Raw genomic sequence first — 22,479 nt, 5'->3', positions numbered from 1 at the left:
CCATAGCAAGAGTGAACCACCTGATCCCTTCCCGAACTCAGAAGTGAAACCTCTTAGCGCTGATGGTAGTGTGGGATTACCCATGTGAGAGTAAGTCATCGCCAGCTCATTATTCGAAATACCCCCTTCAAACGAAGGGGGTGTTTTTTTATGCGCGGTTTTTTAGCTAAGATCTTTAACGTATTTATATCTAAAAGCTGATCAGATTCTTCTGAGGCAGATGATTACTGTCAATTTGTTTGACCTATTGAGATCTGTAAGGCTAACTCTAAAAGAGTTTACAAGCTGATCTTGTAAATCCTGAAAAATAAAAAACCAGCGATTCACTGGTTTTTTATTTGCAGACCATTTTAGCCGAATACATGTATCATGGCTGAGCTTAATAAGCTGTAGATACACTTTCATGGTAAAGATTTTATTGGGCACAATTAGCGATTACTATTTACCAAGTATTAAATAAAATAGCCTAAGCATAGTTGAATTAATTCTATTTATTCAGTCATTAGAGAGAGTCTTTCAGAATTTTTTTATGCTGTTTTACTTGTTTGGCATAACGTTTACCTTGTTTACGCATTTTACGATTATTTTCATAACCCGATGGACCTACATTATAATAGGCAAGCGCTTTCTTCCAGTCACCGGATGATTGATTATATTTAGAAAGAATATATGTACCACATTGGATATTACTGCTTTCATTGTATAAGTCACCTGGGCAGGTTTGTTGCCAATATCTCGGAATCACTTGCATCAAGCCTACCGCACCTGCTGGCGAAGTTGCTTGGCTACGATAAGTAGATTCCTGACGAATCACAGCCGCCACTAGAAGCGGATCTACACCCTGATTTTGTGCATGTTGAACAATTAAAGGTGAAACACGATTAGCTGTACTGGATGGGGTGGAATAAGCAGTTTGAATGCCTTTAGACAGCTTAGCTGCTCGTTTTTCTACCGAGCCTCCACCCAAGGATGAGCAACCAGTAAAAAGAAAAGTGCTCAATAAAATAGAAGAAAATTTAAAAGAATGAGAATGAAATAGTGAACGTTTAGATTTAATTGGATTGAATAAATGAGAAAAAAACAAACTGAATTCCATGCCTGAATAAACGTATTTCGATGTTAGGCAGCCTATATACAAGAGTCAAGCTTGCTGCTGATGAAAGCACTTTATTAATGTACAAACTTTATCTATCTACTAAAAAATCTCTAAGTTGAAAGGTTTTTCAGCATCCAGATTTCACAGGCTTCACTATGTCCGGTATTGCCTTCAGGATGATCAAGGTGCTGAAAACCTAATTTTTCATAGAGTTTCACCGCTTGCCAAAGCGCTTTAGTTGTTTCTAGATAGATTGACTTAATCTGATGAGTCTGTGCAAATTCAAAGGATAATTCTAAAATTTTCTTGGCAAAACCCTGCTGACGAATTTCAGGTAAAAAGTACATTTTTTGAATTTCTAAAATAGTTGCATCACCTTTTAAGGGCGCAATTCCACCACCACCGTAAATTTTATTTTGTTGATCCACAACAACCCAGTAAGCTGATTTCGGTTGCTGATAAACTTGATACAGTTCATCTAGGATAGAATCGCCTACCGCGAAACCAGATTCTGCTGCCAGTCCAAACTCTTGGGACACAGAACGGATAATGCTTGCAATTTGAGTATTATCTTCAGGCTGAATGGGACGAATAGAGTACATATTGGACTGATTTTATTTTAAAAAAAACGATGAATTTTTATAACCTTAAATCCTTAAAAAATCCATCGTTTAATCAACTCATGTAAGTTTAATTCGCTATTTAATGAGCAATCATTATTTTAATTCGCTCGATGATTTTCCTAATTCCCCACGGGCAATGATGAGTTGCTGAATTTGCTGGGTGCCTTCAAAAATATCCAGAATCTTGGAATCACGTGCCCATTTTTCCAAAAGTTCATTTTCGTTATAACCAATAGCTGCTGCCAGTTCGACACATTTTAAGGTAATTTCATTACCGATCCGACCGGCCTTGGCTTTGGCAATAGATGCTTCACGTGAATTTGGTTTGCGATTATCGGCCATCCAGGCGGCTTTCAGCATCAGCAAGCGTGCTGCTTCCCATTCAGCTTCCATACGATAGATTTGTGCTGCGATATTAGAGCTTTGTAAATATGGTGTGGCATAAGTGGAGTCCAGTTGATCCTTAAAAATCTTCTTAATACGTTCCAGCGAGGCTTTCGCACAACCAATCGCCATGGCTGCAACCAGCGGGCGAGTATTATCAAAGGTTTCCATCACGCCAGCAAACCCTTTGGCAACATCGATTTCTGCATGACCGAGCAAGTTTGCTGCAGGTACTCGACAGTTGATAAAGCTAATTGTGGCAGTATCGGATGATTTAATCCCTGGTTTATGTTCCAGTCGTTCAACCTTCATTCCTGGTGTGCCTTTGGCCACCACAAATGATTTAATGGCTGATCGTCCCAGTTTTTTATCCAGAGTTGCCCAAACGACAACCGCATCAGCACGCTCTCCAGATGTTACAAAAATCTTCTCACCATTCAGAATATAGTCATCACCGTCTTTAGTCGCAGTGGTACGAATCGCAGCGGAATCTGAACCACAACCTGACTCGGTAATCGCCATGGCCGCCCAAGTTCCATGAAAACGGTGTAATTGCTCCTCATTGGCAACGGCTGCAATAGCTGAATTTCCTAATCCTTGGCGTGGCATCGAGAGTAATAAGCCAGTATCGCCATAACACATTTCAATAATGCTCAGGGCGGTAGACATATTAATGCCATTTTTATTAGTCGTATCTGTATCGCCACGTTTATTGACTGCTGCACCAGCATTCATGCCTTCACTACCTTGGTTCATACCATCCACGACTGAAGCTAGCATGTCTAGCTCTATCGGATAAGCATGTTCAGCCTTGTCATATTTACGTGAAATCGGACGCAAAACATTGAGGGCAACTTCATGTGCTTGATCAATCAAAAGCTTAAATTTTTTTGGAGTTTGTAGATTCATCATTGTTCTTCTTTATGTTCTGATCAGGCATGCAAGCCAGAATGGAGAATGGCAGTAGCTCTAAGATCTCTATACCAGCGTTCTACCGGATGTTCTTTGGTAAAACCATGACCACCCAAAATTTGTACACCATCGGTGCCTATTTTCATGGATTTTTCTGCACAGAGTAGGCGTGCCAGATAAGCTTCACGATGAAAATCTTGACCGGATTCAGCCAGACTGGCGGCATTCAGGATCAGCATTTGCATCGCGTCAATTTCAATGGCCATATCGGCAATCATAAAGGCGACACTCTGACGATGGGAAATCGGTTCACCAAAAGCGATACGTTGATTGGCATATTGCACGCAGTATTTTTTGACTGCTTCACAGGTGCCGACCGCTATGGCACACCACATTAAATTACCCAGATCAACAAAAGCCGTATAATCAAAATCCGCATCTCCCAAACGCTGAGCCGGAGTATTTTCAAATTTGAGCGTGACTGTTTCTGTGGCCTTTAAACCCATAGCAGGCGACTTTTTCGCAGTGATGGTATTGTCGCGTTGCACCACAAAGACCTCAGCTCTGCCGTCTAGATCAGCACTGACCAGATACAGATCGGCACTTTCTCCCAGTATCACCAAGGTCTTTTCACCCCGAATCAGATAATGTTCCTGATGTGCAACAGCCTTGGTTTTAAGTTGCTCCGGGTTAAACGCTGCAGTTTCTTCCTGCACCGCAAAGGTAGCCTTTAATTCAGGATTTTCTGCGAAAGCGCCCAGATATTCTGCCTGAATCTGCTCTGAGCCCCAGCCAGTGATCGCATTGATAACACTAAAATTCGAAAGTAAGCCAGCCGTTAGACTGAAATCGCCCTGAGCCAAATGTTGAGCGATTAAAATATTGCTGACAATATTCTGTTCTGATGCAACGCCCCCTAATGCTTCAGGCAGGGCATAGAAATTCAAGCCTAAATCAGTGCTGTATTGCCAGAGTTCTTGGGGGAATAATTCATGCTGATCTGCATCATGCGCCAAGGGATACAGCATCTCTTGGGCAAATTGCTGCATGGCATCACAGGTCATTTGCTGTTCTTCAGTCAGGTTTAGATCAAATAAGGATTTGGATTGATGCGAGAGACGCTGTTTTTGAATCTTCTGGCCAGATTTCAGGATTTTCTGGGTTTGACTCAGGGTTTTGAATCCTGCTTTTGAACTTTGATAAAGCGATTTTTCTACAAATTTACGTAGCTTTAATTGGTCTAATACTTCGCTACCCGCGATTTTGGTCAGTATGGACAAGCCAAATCCTTGGGCTTTATTCACCATATTATTCATTCTGATTATCCTAAAGGTGTTGTCACGTTATTTTTTTAATACTGACATGCACTCAGAGATAAAACTATGTCATCCCTGACATGAATGATTGACAATTTTTAGGTTTTTGGGATTGAAGAAATGGATGAATAAATCAATGAAAATTAAAAGAAAGATAAAAATATAAAAAATCCATTTTGGATAAGAATTGACCCGAATGACAAAATCATCCGGGTCTTTTTGATGCAGTTTTTATTTTAAGAGAGATGATGTTTAATCATCGCACGCACATTGGTTTTGGCATCAATCACGGTCATAAAGGTATATGCACCGATAAATTTACGGCTAATAAACATAAATTCTTTGGGTGGAACACTGAAATAACGTGAAGCCATAGATCTCGACGCCTGTTGCATCACACGGCTATGCAGCTGGCTTTTTTTCCAGTCATAACGGTTATGTTCATCCATGATGCCGGCTGGCAATTCTTGATTATTCAGTGGCGAGCTAAATGCTTCTGTGGCCAGTAAAAAGACTTTGGCCATATCCGGTTTGATGCTTTGTGGAATTGAATCAAAAAACTCATAACCGGTCATCGCCTTGACCATCATATCCGAGTCATGATGATAGCCTGCCTGAATCAGATTGCGTGCAACACTGAGCAGATGCTGGTCAAACTGGCGGATCGCGCCAAAGTCGAGCAGAATGATCTTGTCATGCACATCTGCGCCATTGCCCAGACGAACCAGATAGTTACCAAAGTTCGGATCGGTTTGCATCTCGCCCCATTCAAAAATTTCACGCACTGCAATTTCCAGAGATGCTTCACCTAACTGGTTGCGGCGTTCTTGGGGTAGGGACAACATCACCGGGCTGTTGATCGGCACACCACGTTCAAAAGTCATGCACAGCACCCTATCTGAGCAATATTCATTAATAATAGTTGGGACGATATAGCGCGGATCATCTTTTAAACGTGCAGCAAAACGACGTGTGGTATCTGCTTCAATCTGATAATTCACTTCACGGTGCATCATCTCGCGGACTTCATCGAACCACTGGTCGAATTCGCGGGTCTGCGGCACGATGCGGGTCAATTTCAGCATGTTTTTAAACAGGCTCATATCCGAATCAATGGCCTCTGCCACACCCGGGTATTGAATTTTTAATACCAGTTCCATGCCGTCAGATTTCCGGGTAGCACGATGTACCTGTGCTAAAGAAGCTGTGCCCAAAGGTTCATGATCAATGGTGAGATCGTCGAGTTTTGAACCGAGTTGTTGCTGTAGCTGGATTTTAATGGCTGGCCATGCTAGTGCCACTGTCTGGTTATTGAGGGTATTTAGAGCCTGAGTGACTTCTTCTGGCAGAAAATGCTCACCATACAGCGCCATCATCTGGCCAATTTTAACGATAGAACCTTTTAGCTTGCCAATTTCTGCTACCAGATAATCGGCCTGTTCTTTCATGGCTTTTTTACGTTTCTTTTCTTTTTCTTCTTCGCTTGAGAACATGGAGCTTGCACTAGAAGCCGCCCAACGCGTGCCTGCCAGCAAGGATGCCTTTGCGATCGATAAGCGTCGATCCATAGAGGAGGTTTTCAGTTGTTTAAGCTTATCGTTCTGATCTGACATGTAAACTCGATCCTTTCATCATCAGCATGAAGCAGAATAAATCATTGTAAGGGATAGTAGCGTTTCTGCACGTATTAAAAAAGTTTAAGCCGCTGAATTCATAGTAAAAGCTAGGCAAGCTTTCATTTATTCACCAACTTGTATCAGTTTAGACAGGGCATTATGCCATTTGAAATTGGATTTTTAATTCAGATCGTTGTTGTAACTGTTGTTTATTTGTTTGAATATGTTGATGAATCAGGCGCTGTACGCTGTCATGCATAAAGCCCAAAGCATAGCCTTTTACAATCACAATACTTGGCAAGCCAAAAAACAGATATTTAGCATCTTCCAGTGTCGCATTGGTAAATACACCATGCTGCATTAAAGTCGACTGCAAAAATACCTTTTCTTGCTGCACCTGACTGGAGGCTTGGTCATTCCAGTAATTCTGGCGCATCGCCATAAGATTATTGTGCTTATAGCTCATAGATAGAGGCTCATTTGAAGATTGAATGCGGATTATATGTGGGTCATGTGCCAATTTTCAATTGTGCAACTGTTTAATCTTTCAGTCCGAGAAATGCATAGGATTTTTGTCCGGACTGCGTTAATATCAGTGGATAATTTAAACAATATTGATTGTTAAACATTTATTGGGATTGTACCGGTTTCGGTCAAGGGGAAGTTATGCGTCTTGCATGGTTTTTAGTTGCAATTTTTGCGGGTACTGCGGTTCAGACACAAGCTGCTGTTGGATATTCCAAGGAATATTCGCAGTGCATGAATTTTAGTTATGGAAGTACCACCAAAGCGGAAAAATGCCTGGAAAAAGAGCTGAAAGTTCACAATAAACGTTTGAAGAAAAACTATAAAACTTATCTTAAACTGAATCCGAACCAGACCGCCGCCATTCGCAGTCAGCATGTATTGTGGGAGCGCAAATTGTCCCAGCAATGTAATTTTAGAATGTCAGGAAAATATGCCAAGCAGCAGCAAGGTCAATGTATGCTGGCTTTAATTATGGATCAGGCCAATCTTTATCAATCCCGCTCTTATGTGTCCGGGTTTCGATAAATCATCATAGTATTAGCCTCGGCATTTAACAGAAACATCTCTGAATAAAGTAAACATTTATCTGCATAATCGCTCACAAAAACAGGAGTTTTATAATTTTTGTGAGCGTAGAGAATTCGTGTTTTTCATGCTTTTAGCATTATAAAAGCAGGCAAAACAAGGTATCATAAGGCGTTTAAAAAAATGACCTTGGAGACGCCTTAAGTGGATCGACCGACTATTAGCCCTGAACATATGCAGGAAGCCGCTGAAAATTTAACCACCATTCGTGATTTTATTCGTTTTGGTGTGACAGCATTACGTCAATACGATGCACATTTGGGCCAAGGCACAGAAGATTATTTTGCTGAAAGTTCAGCACTAGTGCTGCAAACCCTGTCACTAGAATGGAAAGCGGACGCTGAAATTCTAGATGCCAAATTATTGCCAAGTGAAAAAGCCGAATTTTTAAGTCTGCTGGAACGCCGTATTAATGAAAAAGTACCGACTTCATATTTATTGAACCTGGCTTACTTTGATGGCAAACCTTACTACGTTGATGAGCGCGTGCTGATTCCACGTTCACCGATTGCTGAACTGATTCAAAACCGTTTTGCTCCGTATTGCCTGGGCGAACATGGTCAAATGGGTGAGGCAGTCAATAACTTGCCGGAAAACCCGAATCCAAAGACGCCTCAACGTATTCTAGATATGTGTACCGGTTCTGGCTGTATCGCGATTGCCTTGGCTTATGCTTTCCCTGAAGCGGAAGTAGATGCCACCGACATTTCCAAAGAAGCCTTGGAAGTTGCACAAATCAATACTGAGCACCATGACAAGCAATATCAGATCGCTTTACTTGAATCGGATTTGTTTGAAAAAATTCCAGCCGAAAATCAATACGATTTAATTGTATCTAATCCGCCGTATGTCGATGCGGAAGATATGGCTGATTTGCCTGAGGAGTTCCATCATGAGCCTGAGCTTGCGCTTGCTGCAGGTCAGGACGGTCTGGATCTGGTGCGTAAAATGCTGGCTCAAGCAGCAGATTACCTGACTGAGAATGGCCTGATCGTGATCGAAGTGGGTAATTCAGAATGGGCAATGCGCCAAAACTTTAATTCAGTCGATTTCTACTGGTTACAATTCCAGAAAGGTGGTTCAGGTATCTTTGCATTGACTGCAGAGCAATGCCGTACTTACCGCGATTTATTTATTCAGTCTATTCAAGCATAAGGAGTCGTTTGACATGGCAGGTAATAGTATAGGGCAACTGTTCCGTGTAACGACTTGTGGTGAATCTCATGGTGTTGGCCTGATGGCAATCATCGATGGGGTTCCACCCGGCATTGAGCTGACTGAAGCTGATTTGCAAAAAGATCTGGACCGTCGTAAGCCGGGTACATCGAAATTTGCAACCCAGCGTAAAGAACCAGATGAAGTAGAAATTATTTCCGGTGTGTTTGAGGGTAAAACGACCGGTACTTCAATTGGTTTGTTAATTCGTAATACGGATCAAAAATCGAAAGACTACGGCAATATCGCACAGACTTTCCGCCCAGGTCATGCAGACTATACTTATACTCAAAAGTATGGTTTCCGTGATTACCGCGGTGGTGGCCGTTCAAGTGCCCGTGAAACGGCAATGCGTGTCGCAGCAGGTGCCATTGCCAAGAAATTCCTTTTCGAAAAATTTGGCATTGAGATTCGCGGTCATGTAACCCAGATCGGTACTGAAAAAGCAGAGAAACTGGACTGGAGCGAAGTTCCAAACAATCCGTTTTTCTGTGGTGATGTGGATGCAGTACCACGTTTTGAAGCGCTGGTGACGTCTTTGCGTGAGCAAGGCACCAGTTGTGGCGCTAAACTCGAGATCATTGCATCTAAAGTGCCAGTGGGTTGGGGCGAGCCAGTCTTTGATCGTTTGGATGCTGACATCGCGCATGCCATGATGTCGATTAATGCCGTTAAAGGCGTAGAAATCGGTGATGGTTTTGGCGTTGCTGAACAGTTTGGTCATGAAAGCCGTGATGAACTCACCACAGAAGGCTTCCTGGCCAATCATGCTGGCGGTATTCTGGGTGGCATTTCTAGCGGTCAGGACATTCGTGTTGCGATTGCGTTGAAGCCGACTGCATCTATCACCACGCCGGGTAAAACCATTAATATTGAGCGTGAAGATACTGATGTACTGACCAAAGGCCGTCATGATCCTTGCGTGGGTGTGCGTGCAACACCGATTGCTGAAGCGATGCTGGCGATTGTGCTTATGGATCACTTCATGCGTCACCGTGCGCAAAATGCCGATATAGTTGCGCCCTTTGCGCCGATTGAACCTAAATAATTTGCTTTAACTTTAAAGTGGAATTGTTTTAAAGTCAGACTCCGGTCTGACTTTTTTATTTATAAAATGAATCACTATAAAAATATACGATTGGCAAGCAAGGCTGATATTCAGCAACTTACCATGCTGATCAATACGGCTTATCGTACTCTGGGTGGATGGACGACTGAAGCAGGAATGATCCAGGGTGATCGTATTCAAGAACAATAGTTATATGAATTACTCAATTCAGCACACTTTCAGCTCTTTGTTCTGGAGATTGAAAATAAACTACTTGGTTGTATTGGTGTGAGACTAGGGGCAGCAAGTAGCAGAGATTGGAAGCTTTATTTTCGAAATATTTAAGAAGAAAGTGATTCAGATGTCAGTATTAAATGTCCGTACTGAACTGCTGGCATATTATCAGCGCCGTGGCTATCAGCTGACTGAAAAGATTGAAGCATATCCACTGGGTCAAAATGTCGGAGAACCTTTGATCCCGTTACATTTGCTGATTTTAGAAAAAATCAGCAAATCAACATGATTAGTTGATGAAAATTCAAGCTTTTTGCCACTTAAATTGAGTAGTGAGAAAGCTCATGAATATGCTAAGTTTTCTGTTAAGTCTAAGCGACTTAAGATTAGGCAGAAAACAGACCAGGATGTCACATGCTGCATATTATTTTAACTTCTTTATTTCCCCTCATCGGACTGATCAGCTTTGGCTATCTGCTTAAGCGCAGGCAATGGTTGAATAATGATTTTTGGCGAGGTGCAGAAAAGTTAAATTATTATGCGCTGTTTCCAGTGATGCTGTTTTTAAATCTGGCCACTGCCAAGATTCAACTGGATGTCATTCAGGATGTAGTGCTGGTCGTATTTAGCATCATGGCTGTAGTGAGTATTACACTGTATATTTTGCGCCAGATATACCGAATTTCTTATGCGCGTTTCGGCGTCTATGTTCAGGGCTTGCTGCGCTTTAATACCTATATCGGACTTGCTGCTGTTAGTGCCTTATTTCATCAGCAGGGCATGACCATCTTCGCTGTGATCATGGTGCTGTGTATTCCTTTGGTGAATATCTTGTCAGTGCTGGCATTTACTCGTAGTCACGATATGCAGCTGAAAAAAATCGTCCTGGATTTGTCTAAAAATCCATTAATTTTAGGTTGTATTGTGGGTGGTTTATTTAATCTTTCCGGTTTGTCACTCTGGACAGGAGCCGAGCAATTTCTCAAACAGATTGCACTGTGCAGTTTGCCGCTCGGTTTGATGTGTGTGGGAGCTGCCTTACAGTTTCAGGGTTTTCAGCGTGATGTGTTGCCACTCAGCCTGATGACCTTTGGTCGCCTGTTCGGAATGCCGCTGATTGCATTTTTAGTATGTAAAATTTTCCAGATTGATGCATTAACTACTCAGGTTTTGGTCTTGTTCTTTGCACTTCCGACCGCCTCAGCTTCCTATGTCTTAACCCGGGTATATGGTGGCGATAGCGAATTAATGGCCAGTATTATCAGTGTACAAACAGTGGTAGCAGCAGGAAGCTTAGTACTGATGCTTTCTTGGGTTATCTAAAATTCTAAAATGGATGAGGAAAATTATACATTTTGAATTATTAAAATAGCCTAAGCAGAATTAAGCTCTATTTTAAGTGCCGGAATCAAATAAGTCCTGGAGTTTTATAAAGAGTAGAACCTACTCGTTTCGCTGACAGAAGCAAAAGAAAGAATTAAAAATTTGATGTATATGCACTATCATCTATCAAATGTATGTACTCTTATTTAAAAAAGAATCATGGATAAATTCACGTGAATTAACATAAATAAAAACTGTGTTTTTCCTAAAAATGGTATATAAATTGCTCATGATAATAAAACATTATTGCAGGAGAGAAATGCTTCTGCATTCGCCGAAGGAGCAAGGTCCCAAGAAACTCTCAGGCAAAAGGACTGTGATAATGTATAAAAACTCTGGAGAGAAGTGTTGAATCACTCACCGAAGGGGAAGGTGGCCGCATTGATGTGCAATGCATCTACCGAAGCTCTCAGGTACACATGACAGATGGGAAAAGACATCAATATAATCAAGGAGGTGTCTATGCGTCATGTCGTGGTGATTGGGGCCGGTATCACCGGAGTAACAACAGCTTATGAGCTTGCACAATCAGGCTATCAAGTGACCGTGGTTGATCGGCATCTTTATCCGGCAATGGAAACATCCTTTGCCAATGGCGGCCAGCTTTCTGCCTGTAATGCCGAAGTATGGAACCAGAAAGCCACGGTACTCAAAGGCATCAAATGGATGTCACAAAAAACCGCCCCACTTTTGCTCAATCCTTCTTTTAGCGTGCATAAATACAGCTGGCTCATGGAATTTCTGGGCAATATCAAACATTATGAAGCCAATACCCGAGAAACGGTACGGTTGGCTTTACTGGCAAGAGCACGTTTGTTTGAAATTGCCGAAACAGAAAATATTGATTTCAATTTAGAAAAACGTGGCATTTTACATTTTTATCATAACAAGACGGATTATGATGTTGCGATCAAAGTAAATGATCTGTTGTGTAGCGGTGGTCTGGAGCGCAATGCAATTTCCAATGCAGAAATCAAGCAGATCGAACCCGCATTAACTGGCGATTATTATGCAGGATTTTACTGCCAGAGCGATGCCACGGGGGATATTCATAAATTTAGTACCGGTCTGGCCAAAGCCTGTATGCAAAAAGGCGTGAAATTCGAATTTGGTCAGGATGTTTTCGCTGTTGATCATCAGGCTCAGAATATTCGGGTTAAATGCAAACCCAGTACTGAAAATGTCCATTCCTCTCCAGATGATGTTCTAGAAATTAATGCAGATGCTATTGTGGTCTGTGCAGGTGTTGGTAGCTATCAACTGGCTGAGATTCTTGGTGAGCGGGTCAATGTCTATCCAGTCAAAGGTTATTCCATTACCGTGCAACTGAATGATGAACAGAGCCAGAACAACGCACCTTGGGCCAGTTTGCTGGATGAAAGCGCCAAAATTGTCTTGTCACGTCTAGGTAAGGATCGTTTGCGTGTTGCAGGAACCGCCGAGTTTAATGGCTATAATCGCGATATTCGCGCGGACCGGATTCAGCCGCTGATTGACTGGACCAATCGTAATTTTGATCTGTGTACCGAACATGTCGTGCCGTGGGCTGGTTTACGCCCAATGATGCCAAATATGATGCCAGTAGTACGCCGTGGCAAACATGAGCGGGTCTTTTACAATACCGGGCATGGTCATCTGGGCTGGACTTTATCAGCTGCAACGGCCGCGATGATCAGTCAGGAAGTGGCTCAATATTATCCTGCTTAAACTGATAGCCCGCAAGCGGGCTATTTTTTACACCAAAAATCTCATTTTATATAACAATACATTATAATATTTTAAAATTAAATCAATCATATAGGCGATAAACCCCAGTAAAACGTTCACAGCCTTTTTGCTGGCTGCTGACCGCTAAAATAGCTTTGCTATAATTAAATTCATAGCGGCAGTCATTTTCGTTATCGGTGATTTGGTTTTTTGTCTCAGGCGTGGTATAGGCTAAAAAAGGAATGATCTGCTTCTCGGTCCGGTTATTCGGATTACGATAGGCAAGACCTTCAATCTTGATCCGGTCTTTGGTCAGTTGATGAATCTTGAGGTGCACGGGCTGCTTGGCGATTTGTCCCTGTTCAAACTTAATATAATGCTGGGTTAAACTTTGATTCAGCGAAATATAGACATTTAAATCATCTAAACGCCATTCAAATTGCTGTTTAAAACAATCTAGGGTTTTGCATTGCTGTAAGCGGCTCGCCCATAGTTGTTGGCTATCTTGCAATAAGCGCACAGGTGCATCAGTAATCAGAAAAGCAGTAAAGTATTGGTCTGTGAGTTTTTCACGAGATTCAGCCAAGGATGCTGAGCAGACTTTATTCATGGCAGCCGTTTTTTTGCTGTCGTCGTTACAGTCCATTGTGATCGCCGAACTGCCCGTAGATATCATCCCCAAGCCGAGCATCAGGCCAATTATTTTCAACATATTTATATCAGTTTTCAGTAGCATGATCGCTTATACTTTCACTGTGTTACGCTTGGTCTAACTATAGCGAAATAGAAAGCAAGTGTACAAGATTTCAATGGGCTATTTCTAAAGGATGTATAAGGTGATCGCACAAATTCGTATTGGTCAGGGTCTGGATGTGCACGCATTTGAAGAGGGTGAATTTGTCACTTTGGCTGGCATTCAAATTCCGCATACGCACAGTCTGAAAGCACATTCGGATGGCGATGTGATTCTGCATGCACTCTGTGATGCATTGTTGGGCGCATTGGCACTCGGAGATATTGGCCAGCATTTTCCGGATACCGATCCGGATTTTAAAGGTGCGGATAGTCGGGTACTACTCAAGCATGTCTATCAGTTGATTCTGGATCGTGGTTATCACCTGAATAATGCCGATATTACCGTGGCTTGTGAACGTCCAAAACTGGCTAAGCACAATCTGGCGATGCGTCAAAGTATTGCAGATGTCTTGGATGTTGATGTGACTCAAATCAGTATTAAAGCCACCACCACTGAACAGTTAGGTTTTACCGGTCGTCAGGAAGGAATTATGTCGATGGCAACCGTGTTATTGAGCCACAGTAAATAAAAATCAGGCAAAATAATTTGGATTAATCAGGGAAAGTTCCAGTTCCTGAGTTGCTTTACGGCCTTGTAGCTGTAGGGCAACCGCATGCATTAAACCGGTCCAGGTTTCATTTGGTTCCCAGATCTGATGCAAGTGTTCTTGTGCTGTAGGGAGATCCATATCCATATAGTACTGACGATATAAATACATCAGACAACTGACATGGTAGTTTTGCGAACAATGTACCCAGACCATTTGCTCTTTTACCAGATGATCGATCAGGTCCAGTACCAGCAGGCATTGATTGTCTGAAGGGGTTTCCCAGGAAATCGGAACCTGAATATAGTTCAGTCCCAGCTCAAGGCAAATTTTATCTTCATGCGGCAGATACTGTTCGCTATCGGTCAGCGCCACATTGATGACAGTAGATACACCGTATTCTTTCATCAGCTGTAATTGGGCAGTGGTCGGTTGACCGGAGCTAAACAGATGTTCGTGTATGAACTGAAAATTCTCAATCTGGCTTAATGCCGTTTCAATATCATTCATCAGATAAATTTTCCTTGTTCTAGAAATGCAAACGCCATCTTGGCGATGGCGTTTGTCAGATCATTTAACGATTAGGTAAAATGTCTTTCAATGCCTCATGCATGTCGAGTAAGACTTTTTCAGTCGTTTCCCAGTCGATACAGCCATCCGTAACTGACTGACCGTATTCCATATCACTCAGGTTTGCAGGAATGTCCTGACGACCACCCTTAAGATGACTTTCTACCATAATACCAACAATTGACTTATTTCCATCAAGAATTTGTTCTGAAATGTTTTTAAGTACAAGTGGTTGCAGGTACGGGTCTTTGTTAGAGTTGGCGTGGCTGGCATCAATCATGATCTTGGTGCTGACTTTGGCTTTGGCTAGCGCGGCTTCCGCATCGGCAACCGAGCCTGCATCGTAGTTCGGTTTGCCATTACCGCCACGCAGTACCACGTGAGCATAAGGGTTACCTGAAGTACGAATGACAGCCACCTGACCTTGATCATTTAGACCGAGGAAGCTATGGCCATGTTTTACCGATTGCATCGCATTGGTCGCGACAGTTAAACCGCCGTCGGTACCATTTTTAAAGCCCACTGGTGAGGAAAGGCCTGAAGACATTTCACGATGCGTCTGGCTTTCTGTGGTACGTGCACCAATTGCTGACCATGAAATGAGGTCTTGGTAATACTGTGGCGAGTTTGGATCAAGCGCTTCAGTTGCACATGGCAAGCCCATTTCATTCAGTTCAAGTAATAGTTTGCGGCCAATACGCAGACCTTTTTCAATATTGAATGAATCATTCATATCCGGGTCATTGATCAGGCCTTTCCAGCCTACGGTAGTACGCGGTTTTTCAAAATAAACCCGCATCACGATATATAAGCTGTCTTTAACTTTTTCGCTCAGCACTTTTAAGCGCTCAGCATATTCATGCGCCGCCGCTGGATCATGAATAGAACAAGGGCCAATTACAACGAACAGGCGTTTGTCTTCACCATCCAGAATTTTACGAATCGTTTCACGACCATGCAGTACGGTTTGATAAGCAGTTTCAGTCAACGGTAACTCTGCTTTAAGCTCGGCAGGGGTTACAAGAGGAATCATGCTGTGGATATTCACGTCATCAATATCTGATGCTGAAATAGGATTTGACTGTTGTGTATTCATTGCCGTCACTGGTTCGATCATACAAAAGGTTGTTTAATAGCCCGAATATAACATGAATGATGCGTCACTTTGTTATAAGAAAGATGAATACTTCTTTGAAAAAAAAGTGATGAATCGGATAGTTAACTTAAAAGGACGGGGAATTTTGGCTCACAATTATCATTGCTGTTTCAGCAGGTTGAGCCGGTTTTGATTTCACAGGATTAATCATGAAATTCACGCCCAGTGCAAACAGGGTAATGCCTAAAATTTTGCGGATCAGTTTTTCCGGCATACGTGAACTAAGCAAGGTGCCCACAATAATCGCTGGAATAGAACCCACCAATAACCACATGAGCAGCATGAAATCGACATTGCCTGAAGACATATGCCCCAGACCTGCAACCAGTGTCAGTAACACTGCATGCACCACGTCAGAGCCAATAATACGAATCATCGGCAGATTCGGGAACATGACCACAAGTGCCATGATGCCAAATGCGCCGGCACCCACTGAAGATAGTGTGACAAATATGCCTAAGATAATGCCCATGATGATAATGGCTACGCGTTTTTCTTTGGCTTGCAGTTTTACTTTTTCCAGATCCTGCGTCATGTCAGGCAGTTCCTGTTTTCTGTATTTATTGAAAAGATTTTCGATCTGGGTGCGGAACAGAATTGATAAGCCGGTAATGGTCAACATAAAGCCCAATACCATGGTCAGGACGGCCTTGTAATGCGTTGATTGGCTCAGATAGTTATCGAGTACCCAATGCGTTGCAAAAGAAGCGGGGATACTGCCAACGGCTAGCCAGATCACAATCGGCCAGACGATATTCATTTTTTTTGCATGCACAAAAGAGCCGCAGAATTTTGAAATTGCGGCATAAAGAAGATCAGTACCAATCGCGATATGCGGTTCAATCCGGAATAAACTGATAAGAATAGGGGTCATCAATGAACCGCCACCGACACCGGTGACACCCACACAAAAACCTACCAGAACGCCTGCTAAAATAAATTCAATCGGACCAAACATGCATATATGCCAAAATCAAAAAACGAGCATATCTTATGACTTTTGGATATAAGTCGTTGTCTTGATTATTGATTTACTTATGCATAAAAAAGATAAAGCTAGGTGAAGAATATTAGGTGATCTTTCAAGTTTGTTCACTTTGCCGTGTGTGGATTACAAACATTATTATTTATTTTAAATATCTGATTTGACTCGTTCTAGCTTACCCTTGTGTGCCTAAAAATATCGGTTCAATAAATGTGATTCTAGGGTATCAATAATGGACTAAGTCGTTATAAACGGTGGGTTTCTTAAAATTAGAAGATGCTTAAGCTTCTTCCGGAATAGGCACAGGATTATGTTAGAATCCCGATTCAATAAATTTCCATGCGGATCTGAGAGGAAACCCACTTGCTAAATCGAAAACTTAAAATTGGAATCGTGGTCGGTGAAGTCTCTGGAGATACGCTTGGCGCAAAATTGATTCGCCGTTTTCGTGAGCAAGGCATTGATGCTGAATTTGAAGGTATCGGTGGTCCACAAATGATCGCGGAAGGCTTTAAAAGCTATTATCCGATGGATATTCTCTCGGTGATGGGGATTGTCGAAGTTTTAAAAGATATTAAAAAGCTCTTTGCTGTGCGGGATGGTCTGGTAGAAACCTGGACTAAAGACCCGGTTGATATTTTCATTGGGATTGATGCGCCTGATTTTAACCTGCGTTTGTCAAAAACCATTAAACAAAAACAGTTACCGATTAAAACCGTGCAATATGTCAGTCCTTCGGTCTGGGCATGGCGTCAGGGACGTGTGCATGGCATTAAAGCCAGTATTGATCTGGTACTGTGCTTATTTCCATTTGAAAAAGCCTTTTTCAAGCAATGGGATGTGTCAGCAGCTTTTGTTGGACATCCTCTAGCCAGTCAATTGCCGCTTGAAAATCCAATTCTGGCGGCCAAGACAGAATTAGGTCTGGATCCAAGTCAGAAATATATTGCCTTATTGCCAGGCAGTCGTCGTGGTGAAATTGAACGTTTAGGCCCTTTGGTTCTGGATGCTGCCAATATTCTGCATCAAAAATATCCGGATTATACCTTTCTGATTCCTGCCATTAATGATGCGCGTAAACAGCAAATCGAAACTTTACTGGCCACCTATCCTGAAAGCTTAAAAGCTCAGATTCGCCTGATGGAAAATACCAGCGCTGAATCTAAAATTGGCCGTCAGGTGATGAATGCATCCAATATCATTGCACTGGCTTCGGGAACTGCGACGCTTGAAGCGATGTTGCTGCATCGTCCGATGGTAACTTTTTATAAATTGCACTGGCTGACCTATCGGATTGCGAAGCTACTGGTCAAAATCCCTTATTTTTCTTTGCCGAATATTATTGCTGGCAAAAAAGTGATTCAGGAATTGATTCAGTCCGATGCTACCCCGGAAAATCTGGCAGCCGAAATTGAAAAACTGATGGATATTGAAGCAGCGCAGATTCAGGTTATGCAGCATATTACCATGCACAAGCAGCTACTTTCTGGCAATAGCGAAGATCCGGTCATAGCAGTGTTGGCTTTAGTCCAGTAATTTTAGTCTGGTAATAAAGATTGATTCTTCTGACAATTCAGCCGGTATTGGGTTGGCGTCTGTTCAAACTGTTTTTTAAAACTTTGGCTAAACGCCGTCTCGGATGAATAACCGACCAGATAAGCGATCTGCTGAATACTAAATCCACTACTCCTCAAATACTGTGCGGCCAGTCGCAGGCGGTGCTGTTGCAGATAGGCTAATGGCGGTTCACCGACAATCTGGGTAAACAACTGGGCGAATTTGGAACGTGACATATGACACTGTTCGGCCAGACTTTCCACAGTCCAGAATTGTTCAGGTTTGCCATGAATCGCCGCCAGTGCATTGGATAATTCCGGATGCGAAAGAGCATTCAGCCAGCTCGAGGCATTTTCCAAGTTTAAAATATAATCTCGCACGCATTCAATCAGTAAAATACTCACCAGATGATCCAGAATCTTGTCACGTCCCGGACGAAGTTGCTGGGTTTCCAATGCAAGGAACTGCAAGCCGACTTGTAACCATTCCGGCGCCGTATCACCTAAAATATGCTGAATATGCAGGTATTTAGGTAAGGCACTCAAAAGAGGTTTGGCCATCTGGATATCCAGGCTGGAACGAATGGCCAGTATGAAACTATGTTCCGCCGAATTTTCCCGATTGAGATCGACACATTGCTGTGCATGGCTCTGAAAATAAGGGTTAATCGCACAGTGTTCAGAAAAATCGGCGTTGTCTGGGCAGGAAACATGATGGGCAGAACCTGCGGGTAATAGCACCAGATCACCTTGTTGCAGTTCCAGCCGATCACCATTCATGAACTTTAATTGGGCCTGTCCTTGTAACAGGATATAGGCCAGCATAAAAGGCTCATGCTGATAGTCAAAGCCGCCCGGATGAAACACATTCAGATAAAGGTATTCTGATTTTTCCAGATGAATATCATCAAAAATTTTACTTAAAGCGTCCATGCCTAACTCTATTCTTCTGTTTTATTTCATTTAATTGGCTATAAATATTTTAAATTTGTGATTGTAGGCCAGAATTTGGCAGCATGTGCCAAAGACGCTGACATAGCTTTTCTGGACGTTGAATACTGTTCGCTACTGCTGAAATATTCAACTATAAGTGCAGAGTAACATAAAAAAGGAAGGTCGCAATGAATGCCCCTGCACAAATCCAGAAAGCGCAGTTTACGCAGGAAGCGTCGGCACTAAAAGGTGTAAAGCTGGATAAAAAACGTTTTGGCTGGTTGCTCAGTCCCGGTTTGCCTGTGATCGGAATGGGAATTCTGGCCGGTTATCATTTTGGTCCCAAAGCCACTCAAAAAATCTTTGCGATGGGCGGGCCTTTATTACTGCATGTGATTATTCCCACTTTAGATGCCCTGATTGGCGATGATTCCAATAATCCAAATGATGAGCAGATCAAGGCACTGGTTAATGATCCTTATTATGACCGCATTGTAAAAGCATTTATTCCCTTGCAAATGGCAGCCAATGCCTTTGCCGGCTATGTCGTAAGCCGGCCAAATGTGTCTTTGCTGGATCAGGTACTGCTTGGAATTTCTATGGGTGCGATTAATGGTGTAGGCGTAAATACCGCACATGAACTCAGCCATCGTCCGCAGAAAAAAGACCATTACTGGTCTCATGCCAGCCTGATGCCTTTGGGCTATAACCATTTCCGGATTGAGCATCCCTATGGACATCATAAACGGGTAGCCACGCCTGAAGATCCGGCATCTTCGAAAATGGGTGAATCTTTTTACCGCTTCTGGCCACGTACCGTAATAGGCGGATTAAAATCTGCAATCCAGATTGAAAAAAGACGGCTCGAACGTAAAGGACTGAAATTCTTTAATCAGGAAAATGAGCTGTTTCATGGTTGGGCCATGAGTGCCTGCTATCATGCCTTGATGCTAAAGGCGTATGGCAAGAAAATTATTCCTTATACACTGACACAGGCATTTTATGGCGTCAGCCTGTTTGAGATTGTGAATTATATCGAACACTATGGACTGAAACGCGGACAGAAAGCGGATGGCAGTTATGAGCGAACCTTGCCGGAACATAGCTGGAATAACAACAATATCGTGACTAATCTGTTTTTGTACCAGTTACAGCGCCATTCTGACCATCATGCTTTCCCAAGCCGTCCATTTCAGGCGTTGCGGCATTTTGATGAAGCGCCAGAATTACCGAGCGGTTATGCAACCATGCTAATTCCAGCCCTGATTCCACCTTTATGGTACAAAATCATGGATCAACGGGTATATCAACATGATCAGGGCGATTTAAGCAAGGCCAATATCTTGCCTTCCAAGCGTGCCAAGCTGTTTAAAAAATTTGGTGTAAAAGACTCTGCGGCTTAATGAATTATAAAATAAAAATGCGCCCATAAAGGCGCATTTTTTGATTAATTCTGTCTAGAACCAGTCGCCTTGCATATTCAGGCAAGTATCATCCAGATGCATTAGTAATTTGGCCTGATGTTCAATTTCAGGGAGTTCCCAGCGAATAAAATATTGAGCTGCCTGAATTTTTCCTGCCAGAAAAGTCTGATCTTCTGCCTGCGAAGATGTACCAAACTTGAGTTGAGCCTGATTCGCCATTTCCAGCCATAGCCAGGATAGGATGGTTTTGCCCATCATATCCAGATACAGGCCTGAATTGGCCAAAGCTTCACTGACTTTGCCTTGATGCAAGGCGTGGCCTAAAATCTGTGTAGTCTTTTGCACAGTGGCAAGGTGCTGTTTATAGATCTCCGTCAGTTCCATTATCTTAGGTTCATGAATCTCTGATAAGGTTTTCTGGATGCGCTGCATGAGCAGATTTAGCCCTTTGCCATTGTGCTGCCAGAGTTTACGTCCCAGCAGATCCAGAGATTGAATGCCGTAAGTGCCTTCATGAATCGGATTGAGCCGGTTATCACGGTAACATTGCTCAACCGGATATTCACGGGTATAACCCGCGCCGCCCAAGACCTGAATGGCCAAATCATTGGCTTTCGGACCATAGGCAGAAGGGAAGGATTTGACCACTGGGGTGATGAGATCAAGCAGCATTGCACTATCTTCATCTTGAGCTGCCTGATGTTCATCAATTAATCGGGCTGCAAATAAGCAAAGTGCCAGCGAACCTTCTACATACGACTTTTGCGCCAGCAGCATGCGTTTGACATCGGTATGTTCAATGATACTCACCGGTTTGGAGTCAGGTGTTTTTTCATGAACTGGCCGGCCTTGCGGACGGTTTTTAGCATAATCCAGAGATTCCAGATAGCCACGATAACCAATCATGGCTGCGCCCAGACCGACACCCACACGTGCTTCATTCATCATCTTGAACATGTATTTTAAGCCATGTCCTGGTTCTCCAATTAAATAGCCTAAGCAATTATCATTTTCTCCAAAGCTTAAAACTGTAGATGTGGTACCTCGATAGCCCATTTTGTGCAGTAAGCCAGCCAGCTGTACATCATTAGGTTCACCGAGTGAACCATCCTCGTTGGTTTTGAATTTTGGTACGATAAATAGGGAAATCCCTCTTACGCCTTGCGGCGCATCCTGAATCCGGGCCAAGACCAGATGCACAATATTTTCGGTAATGTCCTGATCGCCACCCGAAATAAACATTTTCTGGCCTTTAATTTTATAAATTCCATCTGCCTGAGGAATGGCTTTAGTCGTCAGATCGCCCAAAGAGGAACCTACATTTGGCTCGGTCATGGCCATGGTGCCGGCAAAGCGGCCACTCAACATATGCGGTAGGAATATTTGCTTTTGTTCTGGGGAGGCAAAAGCCTGTATCAGGTTCGCCGCAGCGGCTGTTAGAAAAGAATAAGCCACGGTGGACGGATTGGCCGACATGAAGTACGCATTGCAGGCCATATTCACCAAAGTGGGCAGTTGCATGCCACCATCTGCATAATCATGCTGGGCGCAAAGCAGGCCGGCATCGGCAAACTGTTGCCAGGCTGTTTTCACTTCATCAATGGTTTTGACCTGTTTGCCGTCAAAGTTCGGTTCATGCTGATCAGCTTTGGCATTATGCGGCGCAAAATAATCAGTCGCGATACCTTTTGCCGTTTCAAGAATACTGCCGAAGGTGCTTTTGTCATGATCCTGATAGCGTTGCAGTTCAGTCAGCGCTTCAAGTTTAAAAACATCATAAAGCTGGAAATGAAGATCTTTATCATTCATCAGTTGGGTCACGGTACTATCCTGAATGTGCAATCCTTGAGATAGCATCAAGATTA

The 22,479-nt window shown here is 42.8% G+C and carries 20 protein-coding genes, 1 rRNA gene, 1 pseudogene and 1 riboswitch; of the genes and pseudogenes, 10 read left to right on the top strand and 12 right to left on the bottom strand.

What is annotated here, in order from left to right; genetic code table 11:
* Positions 1-107: ribosomal RNA gene (gene rrf, locus WAK81_RS08900) — 5S ribosomal RNA — on the top strand; the annotation flags it as partial.
* Between the two features lie 395 nt (positions 108-502).
* On the opposite strand, the gene WAK81_RS08895 is transcribed toward rrf, so the two are convergent.
* From WAK81_RS08895 to WAK81_RS08870, 6 genes are all read right to left on the bottom strand, one after another.
* The gene (locus tag WAK81_RS08895; protein ID WP_422196529.1) at positions 503-1,084 is read right to left on the bottom strand and encodes a lytic transglycosylase domain-containing protein; all 582 of its coding nucleotides are present in this window, start codon (positions 1,082-1,084) and stop codon (positions 503-505) included.
* Positions 1,085-1,206: 122 nt separating this feature from the next.
* Positions 1,207-1,698: a GNAT family N-acetyltransferase gene (locus WAK81_RS08890; RefSeq protein ID WP_422196526.1), complete on the bottom strand. Its 492-nt coding sequence runs from the start codon at positions 1,696-1,698 to the stop codon at positions 1,207-1,209.
* Between the two features lie 114 nt (positions 1,699-1,812).
* Positions 1,813-3,012 (bottom strand): acyl-CoA dehydrogenase family protein, encoded by a 1,200-nt coding sequence (locus WAK81_RS08885; RefSeq protein WP_422196525.1) that lies wholly within the window; start codon positions 3,010-3,012, stop codon positions 1,813-1,815.
* A gap of 23 nt (positions 3,013-3,035) precedes the next feature.
* Positions 3,036-4,322, bottom strand: a complete 1,287-nt coding sequence (locus WAK81_RS08880) for an acyl-CoA dehydrogenase family protein (protein ID WP_422196528.1) — start codon at positions 4,320-4,322, stop codon at positions 3,036-3,038.
* Positions 4,323-4,567: 245 nt separating this feature from the next.
* Positions 4,568-5,944, bottom strand: coding sequence for an ABC1 kinase family protein (locus WAK81_RS08875; protein ID WP_422196524.1), 1,377 nt, complete (start codon positions 5,942-5,944; stop codon positions 4,568-4,570).
* A gap of 160 nt (positions 5,945-6,104) precedes the next feature.
* Positions 6,105-6,413: a hypothetical protein gene (locus WAK81_RS08870; protein WP_422196523.1), complete on the bottom strand. Its 309-nt coding sequence runs from the start codon at positions 6,411-6,413 to the stop codon at positions 6,105-6,107.
* A 200-nt stretch (positions 6,414-6,613) separates the two neighbouring features.
* Between WAK81_RS08870 and WAK81_RS08865 the strand changes: the two genes are divergently transcribed.
* The 6 genes and pseudogenes from WAK81_RS08865 (at position 6,614) to WAK81_RS08840 (ending at position 12,647) form a co-directional block, all read left to right on the top strand.
* Positions 6,614-7,000 carry a lysozyme inhibitor LprI family protein gene (locus WAK81_RS08865; protein WP_422196522.1) on the top strand — a complete coding sequence of 129 codons (387 nt, stop codon included), beginning with the start codon at positions 6,614-6,616 and terminating at the stop codon, positions 6,998-7,000.
* Between the two features lie 204 nt (positions 7,001-7,204).
* Entirely contained in the window at positions 7,205-8,215 is a 1,011-nt protein-coding gene (gene prmB / locus WAK81_RS08860) for a 50S ribosomal protein L3 N(5)-glutamine methyltransferase (protein ID WP_422196521.1), read from the top strand.
* A 13-nt stretch (positions 8,216-8,228) separates the two neighbouring features.
* A complete protein-coding gene (aroC, locus tag WAK81_RS08855) occupies positions 8,229-9,323 on the top strand; it encodes a chorismate synthase (protein ID WP_422196520.1) in 1,095 nt (364 codons plus the stop codon).
* Between the two features lie 66 nt (positions 9,324-9,389).
* Positions 9,390-9,846 (top strand): annotated as a pseudogene (locus WAK81_RS08850) (GNAT family N-acetyltransferase).
* A 125-nt stretch (positions 9,847-9,971) separates the two neighbouring features.
* The gene (locus tag WAK81_RS08845; protein ID WP_422196519.1) at positions 9,972-10,880 is read left to right on the top strand and encodes an AEC family transporter; all 909 of its coding nucleotides are present in this window, start codon (positions 9,972-9,974) and stop codon (positions 10,878-10,880) included.
* A gap of 299 nt (positions 10,881-11,179) precedes the next feature.
* A riboswitch (glycine riboswitch) is annotated at positions 11,180-11,267 on the top strand.
* A gap of 135 nt (positions 11,268-11,402) precedes the next feature.
* Positions 11,403-12,647 (top strand): D-amino acid dehydrogenase, encoded by a 1,245-nt coding sequence (locus tag WAK81_RS08840; protein ID WP_422196518.1) that lies wholly within the window; start codon positions 11,403-11,405, stop codon positions 12,645-12,647.
* An 82-nt stretch (positions 12,648-12,729) separates the two neighbouring features.
* On the opposite strand, the gene WAK81_RS08835 is transcribed toward WAK81_RS08840, so the two are convergent.
* Positions 12,730-13,383 (bottom strand): A1S_1983 family putative colistin resistance protein, encoded by a 654-nt coding sequence (locus WAK81_RS08835; protein ID WP_422196517.1) that lies wholly within the window; start codon positions 13,381-13,383, stop codon positions 12,730-12,732.
* Between the two features lie 100 nt (positions 13,384-13,483).
* Between WAK81_RS08835 and ispF the strand changes: the two genes are divergently transcribed.
* Complete coding sequence (gene ispF, locus WAK81_RS08830) at positions 13,484-13,972, top strand: 2-C-methyl-D-erythritol 2,4-cyclodiphosphate synthase (protein WP_422196516.1); 489 nt, start codon at positions 13,484-13,486, stop codon at positions 13,970-13,972.
* A 3-nt stretch (positions 13,973-13,975) separates the two neighbouring features.
* Here the strand turns inward: ispF and WAK81_RS08825 are convergent, their stop codons facing one another.
* The 3 genes from WAK81_RS08825 to WAK81_RS08815 form a co-directional block, all read right to left on the bottom strand.
* Positions 13,976-14,500, bottom strand: a complete 525-nt coding sequence (locus tag WAK81_RS08825) for a protein tyrosine phosphatase family protein (protein WP_224216612.1) — start codon at positions 14,498-14,500, stop codon at positions 13,976-13,978.
* A 64-nt stretch (positions 14,501-14,564) separates the two neighbouring features.
* On the bottom strand, positions 14,565-15,656 hold the full coding sequence (locus WAK81_RS08820) for a 3-deoxy-7-phosphoheptulonate synthase (protein ID WP_420937659.1): 1,092 nt from the start codon (positions 15,654-15,656) through the stop codon (positions 14,565-14,567).
* Positions 15,657-15,783: 127 nt separating this feature from the next.
* Positions 15,784-16,674 carry a sulfite exporter TauE/SafE family protein gene (locus tag WAK81_RS08815; protein ID WP_422196515.1) on the bottom strand — a complete coding sequence of 297 codons (891 nt, stop codon included), beginning with the start codon at positions 16,672-16,674 and terminating at the stop codon, positions 15,784-15,786.
* A gap of 390 nt (positions 16,675-17,064) precedes the next feature.
* On the opposite strand from WAK81_RS08815, the gene lpxB reads away from it, so the two are divergent.
* The gene (gene lpxB / locus WAK81_RS08810) at positions 17,065-18,237 is read left to right on the top strand and encodes a lipid-A-disaccharide synthase (protein WP_422196514.1); all 1,173 of its coding nucleotides are present in this window, start codon (positions 17,065-17,067) and stop codon (positions 18,235-18,237) included.
* Positions 18,238-18,239: 2 nt separating this feature from the next.
* Here the strand turns inward: lpxB and WAK81_RS08805 are convergent, their stop codons facing one another.
* Positions 18,240-19,190: an AraC family transcriptional regulator gene (locus WAK81_RS08805; protein WP_422196513.1), complete on the bottom strand. Its 951-nt coding sequence runs from the start codon at positions 19,188-19,190 to the stop codon at positions 18,240-18,242.
* A 188-nt stretch (positions 19,191-19,378) separates the two neighbouring features.
* On the opposite strand from WAK81_RS08805, the gene WAK81_RS08800 reads away from it, so the two are divergent.
* Positions 19,379-20,593, top strand: a complete 1,215-nt coding sequence (locus WAK81_RS08800; RefSeq protein ID WP_422196512.1) for an alkane 1-monooxygenase — start codon at positions 19,379-19,381, stop codon at positions 20,591-20,593.
* Between the two features lie 54 nt (positions 20,594-20,647).
* On the opposite strand, the gene WAK81_RS08795 is transcribed toward WAK81_RS08800, so the two are convergent.
* A complete protein-coding gene (locus WAK81_RS08795) occupies positions 20,648-22,471 on the bottom strand; it encodes an acyl-CoA dehydrogenase (RefSeq protein WP_422196527.1) in 1,824 nt (607 codons plus the stop codon).
* Positions 22,472-22,479: the final 8 nt, after the last annotated feature.

The sequence above is a fragment of the Acinetobacter sp. genome, from assembly GCF_049284435.1.
In the GTDB taxonomy this organism is placed as follows: domain Bacteria; phylum Pseudomonadota; class Gammaproteobacteria; order Pseudomonadales; family Moraxellaceae; genus Acinetobacter.
Note: the sequence above shows the minus strand (reverse complement) of the source record. Positions and strands in the feature narration are given on the sequence as shown.

Coding starts and splice junctions, on each gene's coding strand:
- WAK81_RS08875 (WP_422196524.1), bottom strand. CDS start 5,944: ATGTCAGATCAGAACGATAAGCTTAAACAACTGAAAACCTCCTCTATG.
- WAK81_RS08840 (WP_422196518.1), top strand. CDS start 11,403: ATGCGTCATGTCGTGGTGATTGGGGCCGGTATCACCGGAGTAACAACA.
- WAK81_RS08845 (WP_422196519.1), top strand. CDS start 9,972: ATGCTGCATATTATTTTAACTTCTTTATTTCCCCTCATCGGACTGATC.
- WAK81_RS08815 (WP_422196515.1), bottom strand. CDS start 16,674: ATGTTTGGTCCGATTGAATTTATTTTAGCAGGCGTTCTGGTAGGTTTT.
- WAK81_RS08890 (WP_422196526.1), bottom strand. CDS start 1,698: ATGTACTCTATTCGTCCCATTCAGCCTGAAGATAATACTCAAATTGCA.
- WAK81_RS08795 (WP_422196527.1), bottom strand. CDS start 22,471: ATGCTATCTCAAGGATTGCACATTCAGGATAGTACCGTGACCCAACTG.
- WAK81_RS08870 (WP_422196523.1), bottom strand. CDS start 6,413: ATGAGCTATAAGCACAATAATCTTATGGCGATGCGCCAGAATTACTGG.
- aroC (WP_422196520.1), top strand. CDS start 8,229: ATGGCAGGTAATAGTATAGGGCAACTGTTCCGTGTAACGACTTGTGGT.
- WAK81_RS08800 (WP_422196512.1), top strand. CDS start 19,379: ATGAATGCCCCTGCACAAATCCAGAAAGCGCAGTTTACGCAGGAAGCG.
- WAK81_RS08825 (WP_224216612.1), bottom strand. CDS start 14,500: ATGAATGATATTGAAACGGCATTAAGCCAGATTGAGAATTTTCAGTTC.
- WAK81_RS08880 (WP_422196528.1), bottom strand. CDS start 4,322: ATGGTGAATAAAGCCCAAGGATTTGGCTTGTCCATACTGACCAAAATC.
- WAK81_RS08820 (WP_420937659.1), bottom strand. CDS start 15,656: ATGAATACACAACAGTCAAATCCTATTTCAGCATCAGATATTGATGAC.
- WAK81_RS08835 (WP_422196517.1), bottom strand. CDS start 13,383: ATGCTACTGAAAACTGATATAAATATGTTGAAAATAATTGGCCTGATG.
- WAK81_RS08885 (WP_422196525.1), bottom strand. CDS start 3,012: ATGAATCTACAAACTCCAAAAAAATTTAAGCTTTTGATTGATCAAGCA.
- WAK81_RS08805 (WP_422196513.1), bottom strand. CDS start 19,190: ATGGACGCTTTAAGTAAAATTTTTGATGATATTCATCTGGAAAAATCA.
- WAK81_RS08865 (WP_422196522.1), top strand. CDS start 6,614: ATGCGTCTTGCATGGTTTTTAGTTGCAATTTTTGCGGGTACTGCGGTT.